General features: G+C 36.8%; 16 protein-coding genes. 4 read left to right on the forward strand and 12 right to left on the reverse strand.

Going from position 1 to position 16,753, the window contains the following annotated elements; genetic code table 11:
* The first annotated feature begins 29 nt into the window (after nt 1–29).
* A complete protein-coding gene (locus LQE94_RS04110) occupies nt 30–1,199 on the forward strand; it encodes a galactokinase (RefSeq protein WP_022075954.1) in 1,170 nt (389 codons plus the stop codon).
* Complete coding sequence (gene galT, locus LQE94_RS04115; RefSeq protein WP_240577070.1) at nt 1,199–2,692, forward strand: UDP-glucose--hexose-1-phosphate uridylyltransferase; 1,494 nt, start codon at nt 1,199–1,201, stop codon at nt 2,690–2,692. Before LQE94_RS04110 ends, galT begins: the two co-directional genes overlap by 1 nt.
* A gap of 75 nt (nt 2,693–2,767) precedes the next feature.
* Here galT and LQE94_RS04120 read toward each other — a convergent pair whose 3' ends face one another.
* A complete protein-coding gene (locus LQE94_RS04120; RefSeq protein WP_117989077.1) occupies nt 2,768–3,355 on the reverse strand; it encodes a flavin reductase family protein in 588 nt (195 codons plus the stop codon).
* An 18-nt stretch (nt 3,356–3,373) separates the two neighbouring features.
* Nucleotides 3,374–5,026 carry a putative manganese-dependent inorganic diphosphatase gene (locus tag LQE94_RS04125; protein WP_240577071.1) on the reverse strand — a complete coding sequence of 551 codons (1,653 nt, stop codon included), beginning with the start codon at nt 5,024–5,026 and terminating at the stop codon, nt 3,374–3,376.
* 235 nt (nt 5,027–5,261) lie between these two features.
* Here LQE94_RS04125 and LQE94_RS04130 point away from each other — a divergent pair, with 235 nt between their 5' ends.
* Nucleotides 5,262–5,948, forward strand: coding sequence for a S1 RNA-binding domain-containing protein (locus tag LQE94_RS04130; protein WP_022075997.1), 687 nt, complete (start codon nt 5,262–5,264; stop codon nt 5,946–5,948).
* 63 nt (nt 5,949–6,011) lie between these two features.
* Here LQE94_RS04130 and LQE94_RS04135 read toward each other — a convergent pair whose 3' ends face one another.
* Complete coding sequence (locus tag LQE94_RS04135; protein ID WP_022075996.1) at nt 6,012–6,161, reverse strand: FeoB-associated Cys-rich membrane protein; 150 nt, start codon at nt 6,159–6,161, stop codon at nt 6,012–6,014.
* A gap of 161 nt (nt 6,162–6,322) precedes the next feature.
* On the opposite strand from LQE94_RS04135, the gene LQE94_RS04140 reads away from it, so the two are divergent.
* A complete protein-coding gene (locus tag LQE94_RS04140) occupies nt 6,323–6,685 on the forward strand; it encodes a metal-dependent transcriptional regulator (protein WP_117989417.1) in 363 nt (120 codons plus the stop codon).
* A gap of 96 nt (nt 6,686–6,781) precedes the next feature.
* On the opposite strand, the gene LQE94_RS04145 is transcribed toward LQE94_RS04140, so the two are convergent.
* From LQE94_RS04145 to hrcA, 9 genes are all read right to left on the reverse strand, one after another.
* The gene (locus LQE94_RS04145; RefSeq protein WP_240577072.1) at nt 6,782–9,301 is read right to left on the reverse strand and encodes a heavy metal translocating P-type ATPase; all 2,520 of its coding nucleotides are present in this window, start codon (nt 9,299–9,301) and stop codon (nt 6,782–6,784) included.
* A gap of 38 nt (nt 9,302–9,339) precedes the next feature.
* Complete coding sequence (locus LQE94_RS04150; RefSeq protein ID WP_022075993.1) at nt 9,340–9,645, reverse strand: metal-sensing transcriptional repressor; 306 nt, start codon at nt 9,643–9,645, stop codon at nt 9,340–9,342.
* Between the two features lie 150 nt (nt 9,646–9,795).
* Entirely contained in the window at nt 9,796–10,626 is an 831-nt protein-coding gene (locus tag LQE94_RS04155) for an Mrp/NBP35 family ATP-binding protein (RefSeq protein ID WP_240577073.1), read from the reverse strand.
* A 52-nt stretch (nt 10,627–10,678) separates the two neighbouring features.
* A complete protein-coding gene (locus tag LQE94_RS04160; protein WP_240577074.1) occupies nt 10,679–11,182 on the reverse strand; it encodes an NUDIX hydrolase in 504 nt (167 codons plus the stop codon).
* 113 nt (nt 11,183–11,295) lie between these two features.
* Nucleotides 11,296–11,640: an Hpt domain-containing protein gene (locus LQE94_RS04165; protein ID WP_118723620.1), complete on the reverse strand. Its 345-nt coding sequence runs from the start codon at nt 11,638–11,640 to the stop codon at nt 11,296–11,298.
* 12 nt (nt 11,641–11,652) lie between these two features.
* Entirely contained in the window at nt 11,653–12,852 is a 1,200-nt protein-coding gene (gene dnaJ, locus LQE94_RS04170; protein ID WP_022075989.1) for a molecular chaperone DnaJ, read from the reverse strand.
* A gap of 186 nt (nt 12,853–13,038) precedes the next feature.
* Entirely contained in the window at nt 13,039–14,904 is a 1,866-nt protein-coding gene (gene dnaK, locus LQE94_RS04175) for a molecular chaperone DnaK (protein WP_022075988.1), read from the reverse strand.
* A 49-nt stretch (nt 14,905–14,953) separates the two neighbouring features.
* On the reverse strand, nt 14,954–15,589 hold the full coding sequence (grpE, locus tag LQE94_RS04180; RefSeq protein ID WP_240577075.1) for a nucleotide exchange factor GrpE: 636 nt from the start codon (nt 15,587–15,589) through the stop codon (nt 14,954–14,956).
* Between the two features lie 17 nt (nt 15,590–15,606).
* Nucleotides 15,607–16,662, reverse strand: coding sequence for a heat-inducible transcriptional repressor HrcA (gene hrcA, locus LQE94_RS04185; protein ID WP_240577076.1), 1,056 nt, complete (start codon nt 16,660–16,662; stop codon nt 15,607–15,609).
* Nucleotides 16,663–16,753 lie beyond the last annotated feature (91 nt).

The following is a 16,753-nucleotide window of genomic DNA, read 5'->3' on the forward strand; positions in this document are numbered from 1 at the left end:
TGTTATAACGAAAGTGAGGATACTATATTATGCAGGAAAAACTTTTTGAAAAATTTGAAGAACTTTTTGGGGATACATCGGATGCACACCTTTACTTTTCTCCAGGACGCGTTAATCTCATCGGAGAACATACAGACTATAATGGGGGACATGTATTCCCATGTGCATTAACAATTGGAACCTACGGTGCTGCAAAAAAAAGAAACGACAACAAAATTCATTTTTATTCTATGAATCTGGATAATTTTGGTGTGATTGAAGTAACTCTTAAGGATCTTTCATATCATGCAGAATACAATTGGGCAAACTATCCTTTGGGTGTTGTATGGGCGTTTGCAGAGAAAGGATATACGCTGGATACAGGATTTGATATGGTAATCTGGGGAAATATTCCAAATGGTTCAGGATTATCCTCTTCCGCTTCTTTGGAAGTCCTTACAGGAGTTATTTTAAGAGATTTATATAATATCGATGCATTAACAATGACAGATCTTGCACTGATCGGACAATACTCAGAAAATAATTTTAATGGATGTAATTGTGGTATTATGGATCAGTTTGCTGTTGCAATGGGTAAAGCCGATAACGCAATATTCCTTGATACAAGCACATTGAAGTTTGAATACGCTCCAGTTAAATTAAAAGATGCTAAAATCATTATTACGAACAGTAAGGTGAAACATAGTCTGGTTGATTCAGCATATAATACACGTCGTCAGGAGTGTGCTGATGCACTTGCTGCATTACAGACAGTAGTTTCTATCGAGTCTCTTGGAGATTTGGATATGGAAACATTTGAAAAATATAAATCTGTGATTGGTGATCCAATTAAAGAGCAGCGTGCGAAACATGCGGTTGCTGAAAATCAACGCACGATTGATGCAGTTGCAGCGTTAAAAGAAGATAATATAGAATTATTTGGTCAATTGATGAATCAGTCTCACATTTCTCTTCGTGATGATTATGAAGTTTCATGTGAAGAAATAGACATTCTTGTAGACCTCGCATGGAATACTTCCGGAGTGATTGGTTCTCGTATCACAGGAGGCGGATTTGGCGGATGTACTGTCAGCATTGTTAAAAATGATGCTATCGACACATTTATCGAAACAATTGGTACAGCATACAAAGAAAAAGTAGGACACGAAGCCGAATTTTATACTGTAGAAATCGGTGATGGGGCAAGGAGGCTTGTATAATGGCTTTATATGAAAACATAAAAAAATTGGTACAATATGGTATTAATACTGGAATCACACCAGAGTGCGAACGAATTTATACAACGAATTTAATATTAGATTTATTTCATGAGAATAATTATGAAGATATGGATTGCGATTTAAGCAATTTAAATCTCGAAACAATTTTAAAAGAGCTATTAGATGAAGCATGTTCTCGAGAAATAATTGAAGACAGTATTACATATCGAGATTTATTTGACACAAAACTTATGAATTGTCTTCTTCCGCGTCCGGCACAGGTTCAACAGACATTTTGGCAGAAATATCAGATTTCTCCTGAAACTGCAACTGATTATTATTATAAATTCAGCCAGGACAGTGACTATATTAGAAGATATCGTGTATCAAAAGATATGAAATGGACTGTAGATACAGAATATGGTACTTTAGATATTACAATTAATTTATCTAAACCGGAAAAAGATCCAAAAGCTATTGCCGCTGCTCGCAATGCTGCTACTGTTTCTTATCCGAAATGTCAGCTTTGTATGGAAAATGAAGGATATGCCGGACGTACAAACCATCCTGCGCGTGAAAATCATCGAATCATTCCAATAACAATAAATGATTCAAAATGGGGATTCCAATATTCGCCATATGTATATTACAATGAGCATTGTATCGTATTTAACGGGGAACATACACCAATGAAGATTGATAAAAATGCGTTTATCAAATTATTTGATTTTATTAAGCAATTCCCTCATTACTTCCTTGGTTCAAACGCAGATCTCCCAATCGTTGGCGGTTCTATCTTAAGTCATGATCATTTTCAGGGAGGTCATTATACTTTTGCAATGGCAAAAGCTCCAATTATTAAACAGTTTACAGTTGCCGGATATGAAGATGTGACGGCGGGAATTGTTAAATGGCCATTGTCTGTCATTCGTTTACAGTGTGCTGATGAAAAACGCATTATTGAGCTTGCTGATCATATTTTGAACGTATGGAGAGGTTATACAGATAAAGATGCATTTATCTATGCTGAAACAGAAGGACAACCACACAATACGATTACTCCGATAGCTCGTAAACGCGGTGATTTGTATGAACTTGATCTTACTTTGAGAAATAATATTACAACAGAAGAGCATCCTCTGGGTGTATACCATCCACACGCAAATCTTCATCATATTAAAAAAGAAAATATTGGATTAATTGAAGTAATGGGACTGGCTGTCCTTCCTGCAAGATTGAAGGGGGAACTTGAAACTTTAAAACAATATATTTTAGAGGGAAAAGATATTCGTTCGAATGAATCAATTGAAAAACATGCAGAATGGGTAGAAGAATTCCTTCCTAAATACACAGATGTTAATAAAGATTCAATTGATGAAATTTTACAGCAAGAAGTTGGAAAAGTCTTCTGTCAGGTTCTTGAAGATGCCGGTGTTTACAAGTGTAATGAAGATGGATTAATGGCATTCTATCGTTTCATTGAAGCGTTATAAATATTAAATAGTACTGTCTGATATCATAAAAATATCCGGATAATTTGTGAACAACAGATTATCCGGATATTGATTTTATTTCTTTTTATTTTTTTTTGCTTTTTTTCTTATACTATATCCAAATGTTCCGAGTTTTTTACCTAACCCGAGATATTCTCCATGAGAATATGCCAACAGACCGGTATTATTCAGTTCAAACTTATTTTGTTCATTTAGATATGCCTCGTCTGCATGAACTGCTGTGACATTTGCTAAGAACATATGATGGCTTCCCAATTCTTTGATTTCAACTACTTTACATTCAATATTTACAGGTGATTCTAAAATCAAAGGACTATATTCCAGTGTTTCGGCCTTTACTTGATGTAAATTCATTTCCTTCCATTTGTCTACATCGCGTCCAGATTTTACTCCACAATAATCCGTAGCTTTTACCAATTTTTCTGTTGTCAGGTTGATGACAAACTCTCCGCTTTCTTTAATCATCTGATACGAATAACGTTCCGGGCGTACCGAAATATATACCATTGCCGGATTCGTGCAAATTGTGCCCGTCCATGCAACAGTAATAATATTTGTTTCGCCTTGTTTATTTCCAACACTAACCATAACAGCTGGAAGTGGGTAGAGCATATTCCCAGGTTTCCAAAGTTGTTTACTCATTATTATGTCTCCTTTTATTTACTGTTGCAATGCCTCAACAATTGCAGGTACGAGTTGTTTCTTTCTTGACACAACCCCTTTTAAATATAATGTATCTGATTTTCCGTTTAAGTCAAAAGCACTGATTGCCTTCTCTCTCGCTTCTGGACCCACACACAGCAATTCTGATGATTCTGTCATAATATTGGTAAGCATAAAGAAAATCATATCCAGGCGATGATTTTGCCTGATTTTATCTAATTCGGATTCAATTTGTGTTTTAATCTCCGTCAGCTCTTTAGCACTCATAGAGTTCACCTGACCAACGCCAAATACAGTGTCATTTACTGTAAACTGTTTGAAATCAAGGAAACAAATTTCTTCTGCACTTTTGCCCTGAAGATTGCTTCCCGCCTTAAACATTGCCTGAGCAAGCTCTTCCATGTTAATGCCGGCAATCTCTGCAAGTTCTTTTGCCGCATCTTCATCTAATAAAGTACAAGTTGGAGAACGGAATAATAAAGTATCAGAAATAATTGCAGAACAAAGTAATCCGGCAATTACAGGATTCACAGATTTATTATATTCTTGGTACATCTGATAAATTATGGTTGCAGTACATCCTACCGGCTGATTACGGAAAATAACAGGACCGATTGTCTGAATACTGTTTAATCTGTGATGATCGATAATCTCCAATACATCAGCCTGCTCAATTCCATCGACAGCCTGGCTTTCCTCATTGTGATCGACGAGGATCACCTGTTTTTTACGGCAATTTAACAATCGTCTACGAGAAATAAATCCTTGAAAATCTCCATTTATATCTACGACAGGGAAATCACGATATTTTTTACGTGCCATAACTTCTTTTACATCATCCACATAATCTTTTGGATAAAAAGTAATCAATTCGTCTTTTGTCATAAAATGGCGAACAGGAATACTTTGATTGATTAAACGTGCAACAGTAAATGTATCATGAGGGGATGCGATTACAACAATTTCTTTTTCTTTAGCCTGTTTGAGAATTTCATTTGGAATTCTGGCATCACCACAGACCACCATACAGCTTACATTGATATCAATAGCAAGCTGCTGTGCTTCGATACGATCTCCAAGGATTACCAAATCATCTTCATCAACAAAATCTGACATCAACTGGCGACTTGATGCTGCGATAGCGACTTTTCCCTTTGATACATAACTGTGTTCATTTCCGGAAATAATCTTGCCATCTATCGTTGATGCAATATTCCGATATTGTGTCTTTGATCTTGCAAGAATATTACTATCATATACATCCATATAAGATCTGGCAATATCTCCTACTGTGATCAAGCCTTCGAGTTTATTATTACGGCCAATAGGAAGGGTTTTGATATTCAGTTCTTTCATTTGTGCCCAGGCTGTTTTTATAGATACTGAACCATTTAAATTCTCAGCTCGTCTTAAATCTACATCTCTTACCTGTACACGCAGATCAGAAAGCAACTTAGGAACTTCAACTCCAAAATATTCTAATACATATTGTGTTTCTTCGTTTAAACGTCCTGCTCTTCTTGCAACATAATGTTTTCCTGTCAATTCTTTTTTTAATGCTGCATATGCAATTGCAGAACAAATAGAATCTGTATCCGGGTTTTTATGCCCTACGACATAGATTTTGTTTTCATTCACTTCTTGTGACATAAAATTCCTCCAGTTTTTACGTTCTTTTATTCATATTCTATCACGATTTTTTTACTACAACAACCGGAAGGCATAAATCTGAGAGATGTTTTTCATTAGATACAATCGTTACAAAGAAGTTGTAATAATTGAAATAGCTTACTCACAGAGATTGTATTTTCTTTTATAAATATGATATACTTAAGATAATCTAATCGTATTTATTGCGAATTTAAAGAGAAAAAGAGGTGCTACAATGAGTGAAGAAATGAAAGTAAATGAAGTGCAAACAGAAGAAACAATGGCTGATTACGAAGAGCATTTTGATGATGCCAATCCATGGAATCGCGTTTATAATTATTTGGAAAATAAAACCGTACTTCATGTAAAAGTAGAAGGAATTGTTAATGGTGGCGTTATCGTTATGATAGAGGGACTTCGTGGATTTGTTCCTGCATCAAGACTTTCTTTATCTTATATTGAAGATTTGGAAACATTTTTATTAAAAGACATTGATGTTCAGGTGATTGATGTTGATCAGGCAAATAATCGTCTTGTTCTTTCTGCCCGTGAACTGCTTAAAGCAAAAGAGAAAGAGGAACGTGAAGCACAACTGGCTTCTGTGCAAATAGGATCTGTTATGAAAGGTGTTGTAGAGACACTTCAGAATTATGGAGCTTTTGTTAAATTAGAAAATGGTTTGTCCGGACTAGTTCACATTTCTCAGATATCACAAAAGAGAATCAAGCAGCCTTCAGATGTCCTCAGTATTGGCGATGAAATCGAAGTGAAAGTAATTGGCATTAAAGATGGAAAAATTAGTTTAAGTAAGAAGGCTTTAGAAGAGATTGAAGAGGAAGAAGTGGAGGAAAATGTAGAAATTCCAGAAGCAGAAGAAATCGGAACCAGTCTCGGTGATTTATTTAAAAACATTCAGTTATAGGCATAGCCCTAAAAAGAGATACCCATATTTGTACAGTGTGTACTAATATGAGTATCTTTTTCTTTATTCATGTTTATGATTGCAGTGCCCACCGCAATATTTACAATCGCCTCCACATTGAATTGATTTTCCATTCTTTTTATCTTTTATCATACTCTTAATAATTGCAATAACAACACATAATAAAATAAGACCTACAATTGCTGTTCCCATAGCTATACCCTCCTAATAATCTTATATTAAAAAAATATTTTTTATTTCCTTACAAGGTTAGCATACTCTAACCGTTGTAATATGTCAAGTACTGTTTACAATTCCCACTAATTCATGTTATAATTACTATATATTATAAAAATCAGAGGTGAGTTATTATGATACATTCAAATGAATCTGCTGAAAATTATTTAGAGACAATTCTCGTACTTAGCAAAACTCTTCCTGTGGTACGTTCTGTAGATATAGCAAATGAGTTAAATTTCAAGAAATCAAGTGTCAGTGTCGCAATGAAAAAATTACGTGAAAGCGAACATATTACAGTAACTCCACAAGGCTATATTTATCTCACAGAAACCGGAAAGGAAGTTGCAAACAAAATTTACGAGCGACATTTATTGCTCTCTTCATGGTTGGAACGACTGGGTGTTTCTCCAGAAGTTGCTGCTGAAGACGCATGCCGTATGGAACATGTTATCAGCACCGAAAGCTTTGAGGCTTTAAAACGCCATATCGCTCGATAGGCCAATTTTATAATGGGAGCTTTCCTGTTATATAAAAGATACTCAAATCAATTTCCGAATAGAACAGGAATTTGATTTGAGTATCTTTTTTACAATCTACGCAATAGAAAGTACTTTATAATCTTTATCTTCTACTGCTTTTGTTAAAATTTCATCTGAAACATCTGCTGATAAAGTAACAATTGCAGTTCCTGATTCATGACTTACCTCAGCCATCTCAACCCCATCCAGTGCCTCTAATGCTTTCTTTACAGCTGCTTCGCAGTGTCCGCACATCATTCCTTCGATTTTCATTGTTTTCTTCATTTCTTTTTTCTCCTTTATTATTTTATTTTTTTGTTTCTTTTTTTTATCTTTTCTTGCATCGTAAATATTTACAAAATTCAGTCGCAACGCATTTGTTACCACACAAAAGCTTGATAAGCTCATAGCGGCTGCACCAAACATCGGATTTAATTTCCACCCAAAAACAGGATACCATAAACCTGCCGCTAATGGAATTCCAATTATATTATAAATGAATGCCCAAAATAGATTTTCATGAATATTTTGAAGTGTCGCCTTACTCATTCGAATTGCAGCAGGTACGTCTGTCAGCTTACTCTTCATCAATACCACATCCGCTGCATCAATAGCAATATCTGTTCCTGCACCAATTGCAATACCAACATCTGCTCGTGTTAATGCCGGTGCGTCATTAATTCCATCTCCTACCATAGCGACTTTTCCATGTTGTTTTAATTTGCGGATGACTGCTTCTTTTTCGTTTGGAAATACATCTGCTATAACGCGGTTGACTCCTGCCTGTTTTCCGATAGCCTTTGCTGTTCGTTCATTATCGCCGGTCAACATAACAACCTCGATTCCCATATTCTGTAATTCTTTTACTGCTTGAGGACTATCCTCTTTTATTACATCTGCAACAGCTATCATGCCAATAAATTGGTTGTCACTACAGAAAAACAAAGGTGTTTTTCCTTCTTCTGCAAATATCTGTGCCTGTCGTTGTATGTCTGTAGAAATGATTGCCTGAGAATTGATGAAATTTTCATTTCCACCTGATAAAAGTTTGCCGTTTAATCTTGCTGTTAATCCATTGCCTGGAACAGCTTCGAAATCTTCTACATTTTGAATCGGAATACTATATTCTTTGCTTGCTGATAATATAGCAGTTGCAAGTGGATGTTCACTCTTAGCTTCCAGTGCAACTGCCTTTTCTAATAATTCAGTTTTTGATATGCCATCAGCAGTGATGATATCAGTTACGTGTGGTTCTCCACATGTAATGGTTCCCGTTTTATCCAACGCAATTATGTTAATTTTCCCGGTTTCTTCCAAAGAAACTGCCGTTTTAAACATGATTCCATTTTTTGCTCCGATTCCATTTCCCACCATAATAGCAACCGGAGTCGCAAGACCAAGAGCACAAGGACAACTAATTACAAGAACGGATATTCCTCTTGCTAAAGCAAAGCCGATATCTTGTCCGGCAAACAGCCAGATTATTGTGGTTACAATAGCAATACTAATTACTGTTGGAACAAAAATCCCAGATACTTTATCAGCAATCTTAGCAATTGGAGCTTTCGTGGCTGCCGCATCGCTAACCATCTGTATAATCTGAGAAAGCGTTGTATCTTCACCGACTCTTGTTGCTTCACAGGTAATAAAACCAGATTGATTTAATGTTGCAGCAGATATTGCATCTCCTTTTTCTTTGTCTACAGGGATGCTTTCTCCTGTTAAAGTTGATTCATTCACTGCACTGCTTCCACTGATTATTATACCATCTACAGGTATATTTTCTCCGGGACGAACAACAAATATATCGCCTTTTTTTACCTGATCAATGGATACTTCCTGCTCTGCACCATCAACTAAAATAACTGCCTTTTGAGGAGCGAGCTTCATAAGACCTTTTAATGCATCTGTTGTTTTTCCTTTCGAATGTGCTTCTAGCATCTTTCCTACAGTAATTAATGTTAAAATCATGGCTGCAGACTCAAAATAAAATTCATGCATCCATGACATTACCGCATCCATATCCATACGGATTTGTGCATCTGTCATTGCAAATAATGCAAATGTACTATACGCAAAAGATGCTCCGGATCCCAATGCGACAAGTGTATCCATATTTGGTGCTCTGTGAAGTAATCCTTTAAAACCACTGATAAAGAATTTTTGATTGATTACCATAATTGCAATAGTAAGTAATAATTGTATCAGTCCCATTGCGATGTGATTTCCATTAAGCCATGTTGGAAGCGGCCAGTTCCACATCATGTGTCCCATAGAAAGGTACATGAGCGGAATTAAAAAACAAAGGGATATAATAAGACGTTGCCGTAGCTTTGGGGTATCTCTGTCTTTTAAAATGTCGTCTGCATTATCAACAGTATGTTTCCCTTTTTCACTTCCTTTTTTTGATGCCCCATATCCCGCATTTTCTACTGCTGAAATTATCTTTTCAGCGGATGCTGTACCTTCTACACCCATTGAATTTGTAAGTAAACTCACTGAACAATTGGTAACACCCGGAACAGCAGACACTGCTTTCTCTACTCTGGAACTGCAGGCAGCACAACTCATTCCTGTAATATTATATTGTTCCATACCTTCTCACCTCTCGTTGTTGTAAATCCATTGTTCAATCATTTCATCAATTTCTGTAATGTATTTACCAGTTCATTTATCGTTTCATCTTTACCTGCACGTATATCATCTGCTACACAAGTACGAATATGATTCGAAAGGAGTACTTTATTAAAGCTGTTAAGTGCTGCATTTGCCGCAGATACTTGAATTAATATATCTGGACAATACGCATCCTCTTCTACCATTCTTTTAATTCCACGAATCTGACCTTCTATTCTACTTAGTCGATTGATTAAATCTTTATACTCTTTTTCACTACGCTCTTTTGTCTTATGACAACAACATTCGTTTTTTTCATCCATATATATCATCTCCTTTACATCTCTACAAAGATTATATACCCCCATACGGTATATTTCAAGTCCTAAAAATATTTTTGATTGAAATAAAAAAGCATAGATTATAACTTTATCGAAATAATCCATGCTTTTTATAATGATTGGTAAATAAAATTAAAGTTCAATATCTTTTATATACGGATTTGTTATATCATAGAAACGCTCTTTTTCAACAGCTTCGGCCATTTTTGTGTCAATTGGCATCTTTCCTAACACTGGCACACCATATGATTCTGCAATCTCATCTATATGACTTTCTCCAAATATTTTGATTTCCTTACCACAATCCGGACATTTAACATAACTATAATTTTCCACAATACCTAATACTGGTATGTTCATTTGTTTTGCCATACCATAAGCTTTCTTTACGATCATCTGAACTAAGTCCTGTGGAGATGTTACAATTACGATTCCGTCAACTGGGAATGACTGAAATACAGTCAATGGAACATCACCTGTTCCAGGTGGCATATCTACAAATAAATAATCAATATCATCCCAGATTACATCTGTCCAAAACTGTTTTACAACGCCTGCAATAATTGGTCCCCTCCAAATAACAGGAGCTTCTTCATCATCTAATAAAAGATTAACAGACATAATCCGAGTTCCGTCTTTTGCAAGTGCCGGGAAGATTCCCTCTTCGCTTCCTTTGGCCTGCCCATGAATACCATACATTTTTGGAATGGATGGTCCTGTAATATCAGCATCTAAGATACCGACATTATAGCCTTTTTCTCTCATCATACGTGCAAGCGAAGCCGTTACAAAAGATTTCCCAACCCCGCCTTTTCCACTAACAACACCGATTACACGCTTCACACTTGAATATGGATTTGCCGGTTCTCTCATATCAGTTTTTTTACTGCTGCACCCATCTGCATGTGCACAAGTAGCACATGACTCTTCTGAACATCCCTGAGTCTTTGTCTCTTCTGACATATCATATACCTACACTTTCTTAAAAATATATATAGCATAAAGCCATTGTATCTTAATCTTCAAATATTTGACGTATACTGTCATAATGAAGAAAGATTCCTTGTTTTGCATATTGTTTTACTTCATCAATTGTTGCAATTGAAAATTCTGACACTTCTTTATCTTGAACTTTTACATCTTTATCGTCAAAATCTAAAATAAATTTATAAATATCTACGAAATAATTATTTTTCTCATCTGGGTTGATGCGCTTATAAGAAAAAGCGTAACCACCATCTGCGCTGGAAACATCGATTCCGGTTTCTTCCTTAATTTCTCTTATTATAGCATCCTTGGATTCCTCTCCTGCGTTTACCCCACCGCCTGGAACTTCCCACCATCCAGCGGCCCATTCTTTATCCATACGACGACGAGTGATCAGATATCTTCCATCCGGTCTTTGCAATACTCCAAGTACGGTTAAATGAAATTCATCTGGCTTCATATTCCAGTCATTTCTTTTCATTGTCCGACCTGTTTTTTCTTTCTTTTCATTATAAATATCCCAAAATTCCATGCTTGATCTCCTCTCGTCTGTTGGTTTATAATCTGTTTTATTATATCACAATGAGCATAAAAAAACCACTGATAGCACTAAATCTAACAATGGTTTTTATCATTGAAATCACTTTATAATGACTGAATCGCCAAAACTGTTACCCGATAGTCTTCATCTAATTTCTTTAACATCTCAGCCGTAACATTCTGTTTTCCGTCACGAAGAGCTTCTGTTACAGCAATACTTGATTCGCTTAAATATCCGAGTCCTAAATTCTGGCATACACCCTTCAAAGTATGTGCAGCACGAAAGGCTTCTGAATAATTCTGATTATTCAAATTTTCATGCAACTGCTCATAACTTTTGTCATCTAAAAACTTGCCTAAAAATCTTCGTATCAAGTTTTCACTCTGCAATCTTCTTAACACATCCTGATAATCACCGCCACATGATGTGTAACATTCTTCTAATGTCATTACTCGTCTCCCCTATTCCTCAAAGGCCTCTTTCACTTTGTCCATGAATTTTTTCTTGCTTTTCCCTTTATTCTTGTCTGTAGCATCCGTATTTGCAGACTCTTGTTTTAAAGTATTACCGGAAAGCATATCGAATTTTCGCAAAGCTTCTTTTGCTTCAGCACTAAGTTTTTCAGGAGTCTGAATCACTAATGTTACATAATGATCACCTCGTACCTGAGCATTTCGTAAAGAAGGAACTCCTTTTCCTTTTAAACGAACCTTAGTATCTGTTTTTGTTCCAGGTTTTACTGTATAAATAACATCACCATCTACAGTAGGAACGCGAATATCTGCTCCTAAAGCAGCCTGAGCAAATGAAATAGGAACTGTTGAGAAAATATGCATATCCTGTCTCTGGAAAATAGGATGGCGAGATACATTTACTTCCACAAGTAAATCTCCTCTAGGACCACCATTTACACCTGGTTCGCCTTTTTCACGAATTCGCACACTTTGACCATTGTCGATACCGGCAGGAATCGTAACTCGGATTTTTTTCTTGCTTGATGTATATCCTGTTCCTAAACATGAAGAACATTTCTCTTTAATAATTTTACCCGTTCCATTACAATTTGGACATGTCTGCACATTCTGCACAGTTCCAAAAAATGATTGTGACGAATAGACAACCTGACCTTTACCGCCACATTTTGGACATGTTTCCGGAGATGTTCCAGGTTTTGCACCGGTTCCGTTACATGTAGTACAAGGATCCTTTAATACTAATTCCAATTCTTTTTCACAGCCGGAAATTGCCTCTTCAAAAGTAATTCGAATGCTCTTGCGGATATTCGCACCTTTCATTGGACTGTTTGAGGCACGACCACCTCTTCTGCCACCACCGAAAATATCTCCAAAAATATCTCCAAAGATATCTCCAAAATCAGCTCCATTAAAATCAAAGCCACCAAAGCCACCGCCGGCTCCACCTGCACCACCTTCAAATGCTGCATGACCAAACTGATCATATTGACGACGTTTATCTGCATCGCTGAGGACGGCATACGCCTCAGAAGCTTCTTTAAATTTCTTTTCAGCTTCAGCATCTCCAGGATTCATATCTGGATGATATTTTTTTGCCAGAACACGATATGCTTTTTTGATTGCTGCATCATCTGCATCTTTGCTTACGCCAAGCACTTCGTAGTAATCTCTTTTTGATTCCGCCATAATCTATACTACCTTTCATTTCTCTTACTAAGTTACATAAACGTTTACAATCTACCACAAACTACAACAAATTGCAACGTGAAAATCTACGAAACCATTTGACCGGTTTCGTAGATAAAGTGTTACTGTCTACAAAATCTGTAAACAGTAACACAATGTGTTTATTTAAATGTGTCATACATTTTATTAAACTTCTTTATAATCTCCATCTACGACATCGTCACCCTGGAATCCTTCAGGAGCCGGACCTGCTTCTGGTGTAGGACCTGCCTGTGGACCTGCCTGACCAGCTGTCTGTTCATACATCTTTGTAAAGAGCTTCTGAGCACTTTCCATCAATTTATCTTTTGCAGCTTTAATTTCTGCTACCTGCTCATCTGTAGTCTCTTCTGGAGTAGATTTAGCAAGCAAATCTTTCAATGCCTGACAATCAGCTTCTACAGCTGCTTTATCAGTTGCATCTAATTTGTCACCGACTTCTTTAATCGCTTTTTCTGTCTGGAATACCATAGAATCAGCTTCATTTCTTGTGTCGATAGCTTCTTTACGTTTCTTATCCTGTGCTTCAAACTCAGCTGCTTCTTTTACAGCTTTATCGATATCAGCATCTGACATGTTAGAGCCTGCTGTAATTGTAATATGCTGTTCTTTTCCAGTTCCAAGATCTTTTGCGGATACATTAACGATACCATTTGCATCAATATCGAATGTAACTTCAATCTGTGGGATTCCACGTGGAGCCGGAGGAATTCCATCCAGTCGGAACTGTCCGAGTGATTTATTATCTCTTGCGAACTGTCTTTCACCCTGTACAACGTTGATATCTACGGCTGTCTGATTGTCTGCTGCTGTAGAGAAAATCTGGCTCTTCTTTGTTGGAATTGTTGTATTACGCTCAATCAATCTTGTAGCAACACCACCCATTGTTTCGATTGACAATGACAATGGAGTTACATCAAGAAGAAGGATATCTCCTGCGCCGGCATCTCCTGCAAGTTTACCTCCCTGAACAGAAGCACCAAGTGCTACACATTCATCTGGGTTCAGAGATTTGCTTGGCTCTTTACCTGTCAGACGTTTTACTTCTTCCTGTACTGCTGGAATACGAGTAGATCCACCTACAAGAAGAACCTGACCTAATTCAGAAGCTGTGATTCCTGCATCGGAAAGTGCACGACGTACAGGTTCAGCTGTTTTTTCAACTAAATCACGAGTTAATTCGTCAAATTTAGCTCTTGTAAGATTCATATCAAAATGTTTTGGACCTTCTGCTGTTGCTGTAATGAAAGGAAGGTTAATATTTGTTGTTGTAGCTGAAGAAAGCTCTTTTTTTGCCTTCTCTGCTGCTTCTCTTAATCTCTGAAGTGCCATCTTATCTGTAGATAAGTCTACGCCTTCTTTTGCTTTAAAATCAGCAAGCATATAATCTGTAATCTTCTGGTCGAAATCATCTCCACCAAGTCTGTTATTTCCGGCTGTAGATAATACTTCAATAACTCCATCACCAATCTCGATGATAGATACATCGAATGTACCACCACCTAAATCGTATACCATGATTTTCTGCTCTTTTTCGTTATCAAGACCATAAGCAAGTGCTGCTGCTGTAGGCTCGTTGATAATACGTTTAACATCAAGTCCTGCAATTTTACCGGCATCTTTTGTAGCCTGACGCTGAGCATCGTTAAAGTAAGCAGGTACTGTGATGACAGCCTCTGTTACTTTTTCTCCAAGATATCCTTCTGCATCAGCTTTCAGTTTCTGAAGAATCATTGCAGAAATCTCCTGTGGAGAATACTTTTTGTCATCAATTGTTACTTTGTAATCTGTACCCATCTCTCGTTTGATTGAAGAGATAGTTTTGTCTGCATTTGTTACAGCCTGACGTTTTGCAGGTTCACCAACAAGACGTTCTCCTGTTTTTGTAAATGCAACAACAGAAGGTGTTGTTCTTGCTCCTTCTGTATTTGCGATAACAGTTGGCTGACCACCTTCCATTACGGCAACACAACTGTTTGTTGTACCTAAGTCAATACCAATAATTTTTCCCATGATATTTGTCCTCCTAATTTATCATTCTAAATTTACTGATTTACTACTTCTAATTTGCTACTTTTACCATGCTGTGTCTTACAACACTGTCACGATATGTGTAACCCTTCTGGAACTCTTCCACGACGATATTCTCGCCCACCTCCTCATCTTCTACGTGCATAACTGCATTGTGAAAATCAGGATTAAATTCCTGTCCGACAGCCTCGATTGGTTTTACACCTGCTTCATCGAGAGTTGTCATTAACTGTTTGTAAATTTTATCCATTCCTTCCATGAAAGGATGTGATTTATCTTCCTCTGACACAGCTGCCAGTCCGCGTTCAAAATTGTCCACGACGGGAAGAATTTTATCTATGATATCTTTCGCTCCTATTTCGTACATCTGTTTTTTCTCTTTATCTGTACGCTTGCGGAAGTTATCAAACTCAGCCATTTGACGAGTAAGACGATCTGTTAATTCTTCAATCTTTTCGTCTTTCTTGTCTTTCTTGTTTTTCTTACCAAATAATTTTTTTCCAGATTTCTCTGTCTCTTCTAATGATTCATCTTCTAAGGTTTCTTCTTCAGAGTCATCAGCTTCAACAGCCTCTTCTGTCACCTCTTCAGATTCTTCTTCAACAGTTTGTGTGGCTTTTGCTTTTGCCTCTTCTACTGCTTCTTTTACCATATCTTCCTGACTCATTTTTTCCTCCACCAATTTTATTCTATATCCTGTTCGCTTAAATCTCTACGATTTAAAGTGTCCAGTTCATTCTTCAATGTCTGTAATGTCTTCATTACATGTTCATAATCCATACGCTTCGGACCAATAATACCGATTGTTCCACGCATTCCTTCGCCTAACTCATAAGTAGCTGTTACAACACTGCAATCTTTCATTGTCTTGACCGGAGTTTCATCGCCAATGTAAACTTGTATTCCTGTATTCTCTTCATTTGAAAGAGTTTCTGTAACCAGTTCTGCAAGCTGTTGTTTTTCCTCAAAGGCACTTATTATTTCCTGTGCACTCTGTTTATCGCTTAATTCCGGATACTTAAAAATATTTGTCGCACCACATGTATAAATTTCCATATCATCTTCTACATGAATAATATCTGCAACAGCATCCAGCACATCGCTGATTACTTTACTGTGAATACCTGCCTGATCTTTTAATCTGGCGATCAGCCCAAGGTTAATTTCCTCAATAGACATGCCATTGAGGGAAGTGTTCAGAAGCATATTCAACTTTAGCATCGTCTCATTGCCTAACTCTTCATCAACTTCGATAATCTTGTTTTTGATTACATTTCCCGTCATTACAATAACTGCAACAATCTGTTCTGGATCCACCTGTGATAATTGAATGAATTTCAATGTATTCTTATGGTTGATCGGAGCAGAAATCATGGTTGCATAATTTGTATTATTTGCAAGTACTCTCGCTGCTTGTTTTAATACTTTATCAACCTTATCAGATTTTTCTAAAACAACATTTTTCAAATCTGATAATTCTTGTTCCTTATCGGCCATCAACATATCTACATATAACCGATATCCTTTATCCGAAGGAATTCTTCCGGCAGAAGTATGTGGTTGGAAAATATATCCCATATCCTCTAAATCTGCCATCTCGTTTCGAATTGTTGCTGAACTTAAATTCAAGTCGGTTGATTTCGAAAGAGTTCTTGAACCTACCGGCTCTCCGGTTTCAAGATAATTCTGGATAATTGCTTTAAGTATAATATGTTGTCTATCTGTTAATTCTATATCCATCTTCTTAAAACCTCCTCTTTCTTCGCTATTAGCACTCCACTTATTTGAGTGCTAACACCTTACAAGTAATAAGATAGCACCTTGATTTCCG

Origin of the sequence: Mediterraneibacter sp. NSJ-151 (genome assembly GCF_022487435.1) — a bacterium.
GTDB classification, from domain to species: Bacteria; Bacillota; Clostridia; order Lachnospirales; family Lachnospiraceae; genus Schaedlerella; species Schaedlerella hominis.

What these genes read in the sequence shown, in the direction of transcription:
- LQE94_RS04110 (WP_022075954.1), top strand. Translation starts at nt 30, where the DNA reads ATGCAGGAAAAACTTTTTGAAAAATTTGAAGAACTTTTTGGGGATACA.
- galT (WP_240577070.1), top strand. Translation starts at nt 1,199, where the DNA reads ATGGCTTTATATGAAAACATAAAAAAATTGGTACAATATGGTATTAAT.
- LQE94_RS04120 (WP_117989077.1), bottom strand. Translation starts at nt 3,355, where the DNA reads ATGAGTAAACAACTTTGGAAACCTGGGAATATGCTCTACCCACTTCCA.
- LQE94_RS04125 (WP_240577071.1), bottom strand. Translation starts at nt 5,026, where the DNA reads ATGTCACAAGAAGTGAATGAAAACAAAATCTATGTCGTAGGGCATAAA.
- LQE94_RS04130 (WP_022075997.1), top strand. Translation starts at nt 5,262, where the DNA reads ATGAGTGAAGAAATGAAAGTAAATGAAGTGCAAACAGAAGAAACAATG.
- LQE94_RS04135 (WP_022075996.1), bottom strand. Translation starts at nt 6,161, where the DNA reads ATGGGAACAGCAATTGTAGGTCTTATTTTATTATGTGTTGTTATTGCA.
- LQE94_RS04145 (WP_240577072.1), bottom strand. Translation starts at nt 9,301, where the DNA reads ATGGAACAATATAATATTACAGGAATGAGTTGTGCTGCCTGCAGTTCC.
- LQE94_RS04150 (WP_022075993.1), bottom strand. Translation starts at nt 9,645, where the DNA reads ATGGATGAAAAAAACGAATGTTGTTGTCATAAGACAAAAGAGCGTAGT.
- LQE94_RS04155 (WP_240577073.1), bottom strand. Translation starts at nt 10,626, where the DNA reads ATGTCAGAAGAGACAAAGACTCAGGGATGTTCAGAAGAGTCATGTGCT.
- LQE94_RS04160 (WP_240577074.1), bottom strand. Translation starts at nt 11,182, where the DNA reads ATGGAATTTTGGGATATTTATAATGAAAAGAAAGAAAAAACAGGTCGG.
- LQE94_RS04165 (WP_118723620.1), bottom strand. Translation starts at nt 11,640, where the DNA reads ATGACATTAGAAGAATGTTACACATCATGTGGCGGTGATTATCAGGAT.
- dnaJ (WP_022075989.1), bottom strand. Translation starts at nt 12,852, where the DNA reads ATGGCGGAATCAAAAAGAGATTACTACGAAGTGCTTGGCGTAAGCAAA.
- dnaK (WP_022075988.1), bottom strand. Translation starts at nt 14,904, where the DNA reads ATGGGAAAAATTATTGGTATTGACTTAGGTACAACAAACAGTTGTGTT.
- grpE (WP_240577075.1), bottom strand. Translation starts at nt 15,589, where the DNA reads ATGAGTCAGGAAGATATGGTAAAAGAAGCAGTAGAAGAGGCAAAAGCA.
- hrcA (WP_240577076.1), bottom strand. Translation starts at nt 16,662, where the DNA reads ATGGATATAGAATTAACAGATAGACAACATATTATACTTAAAGCAATT.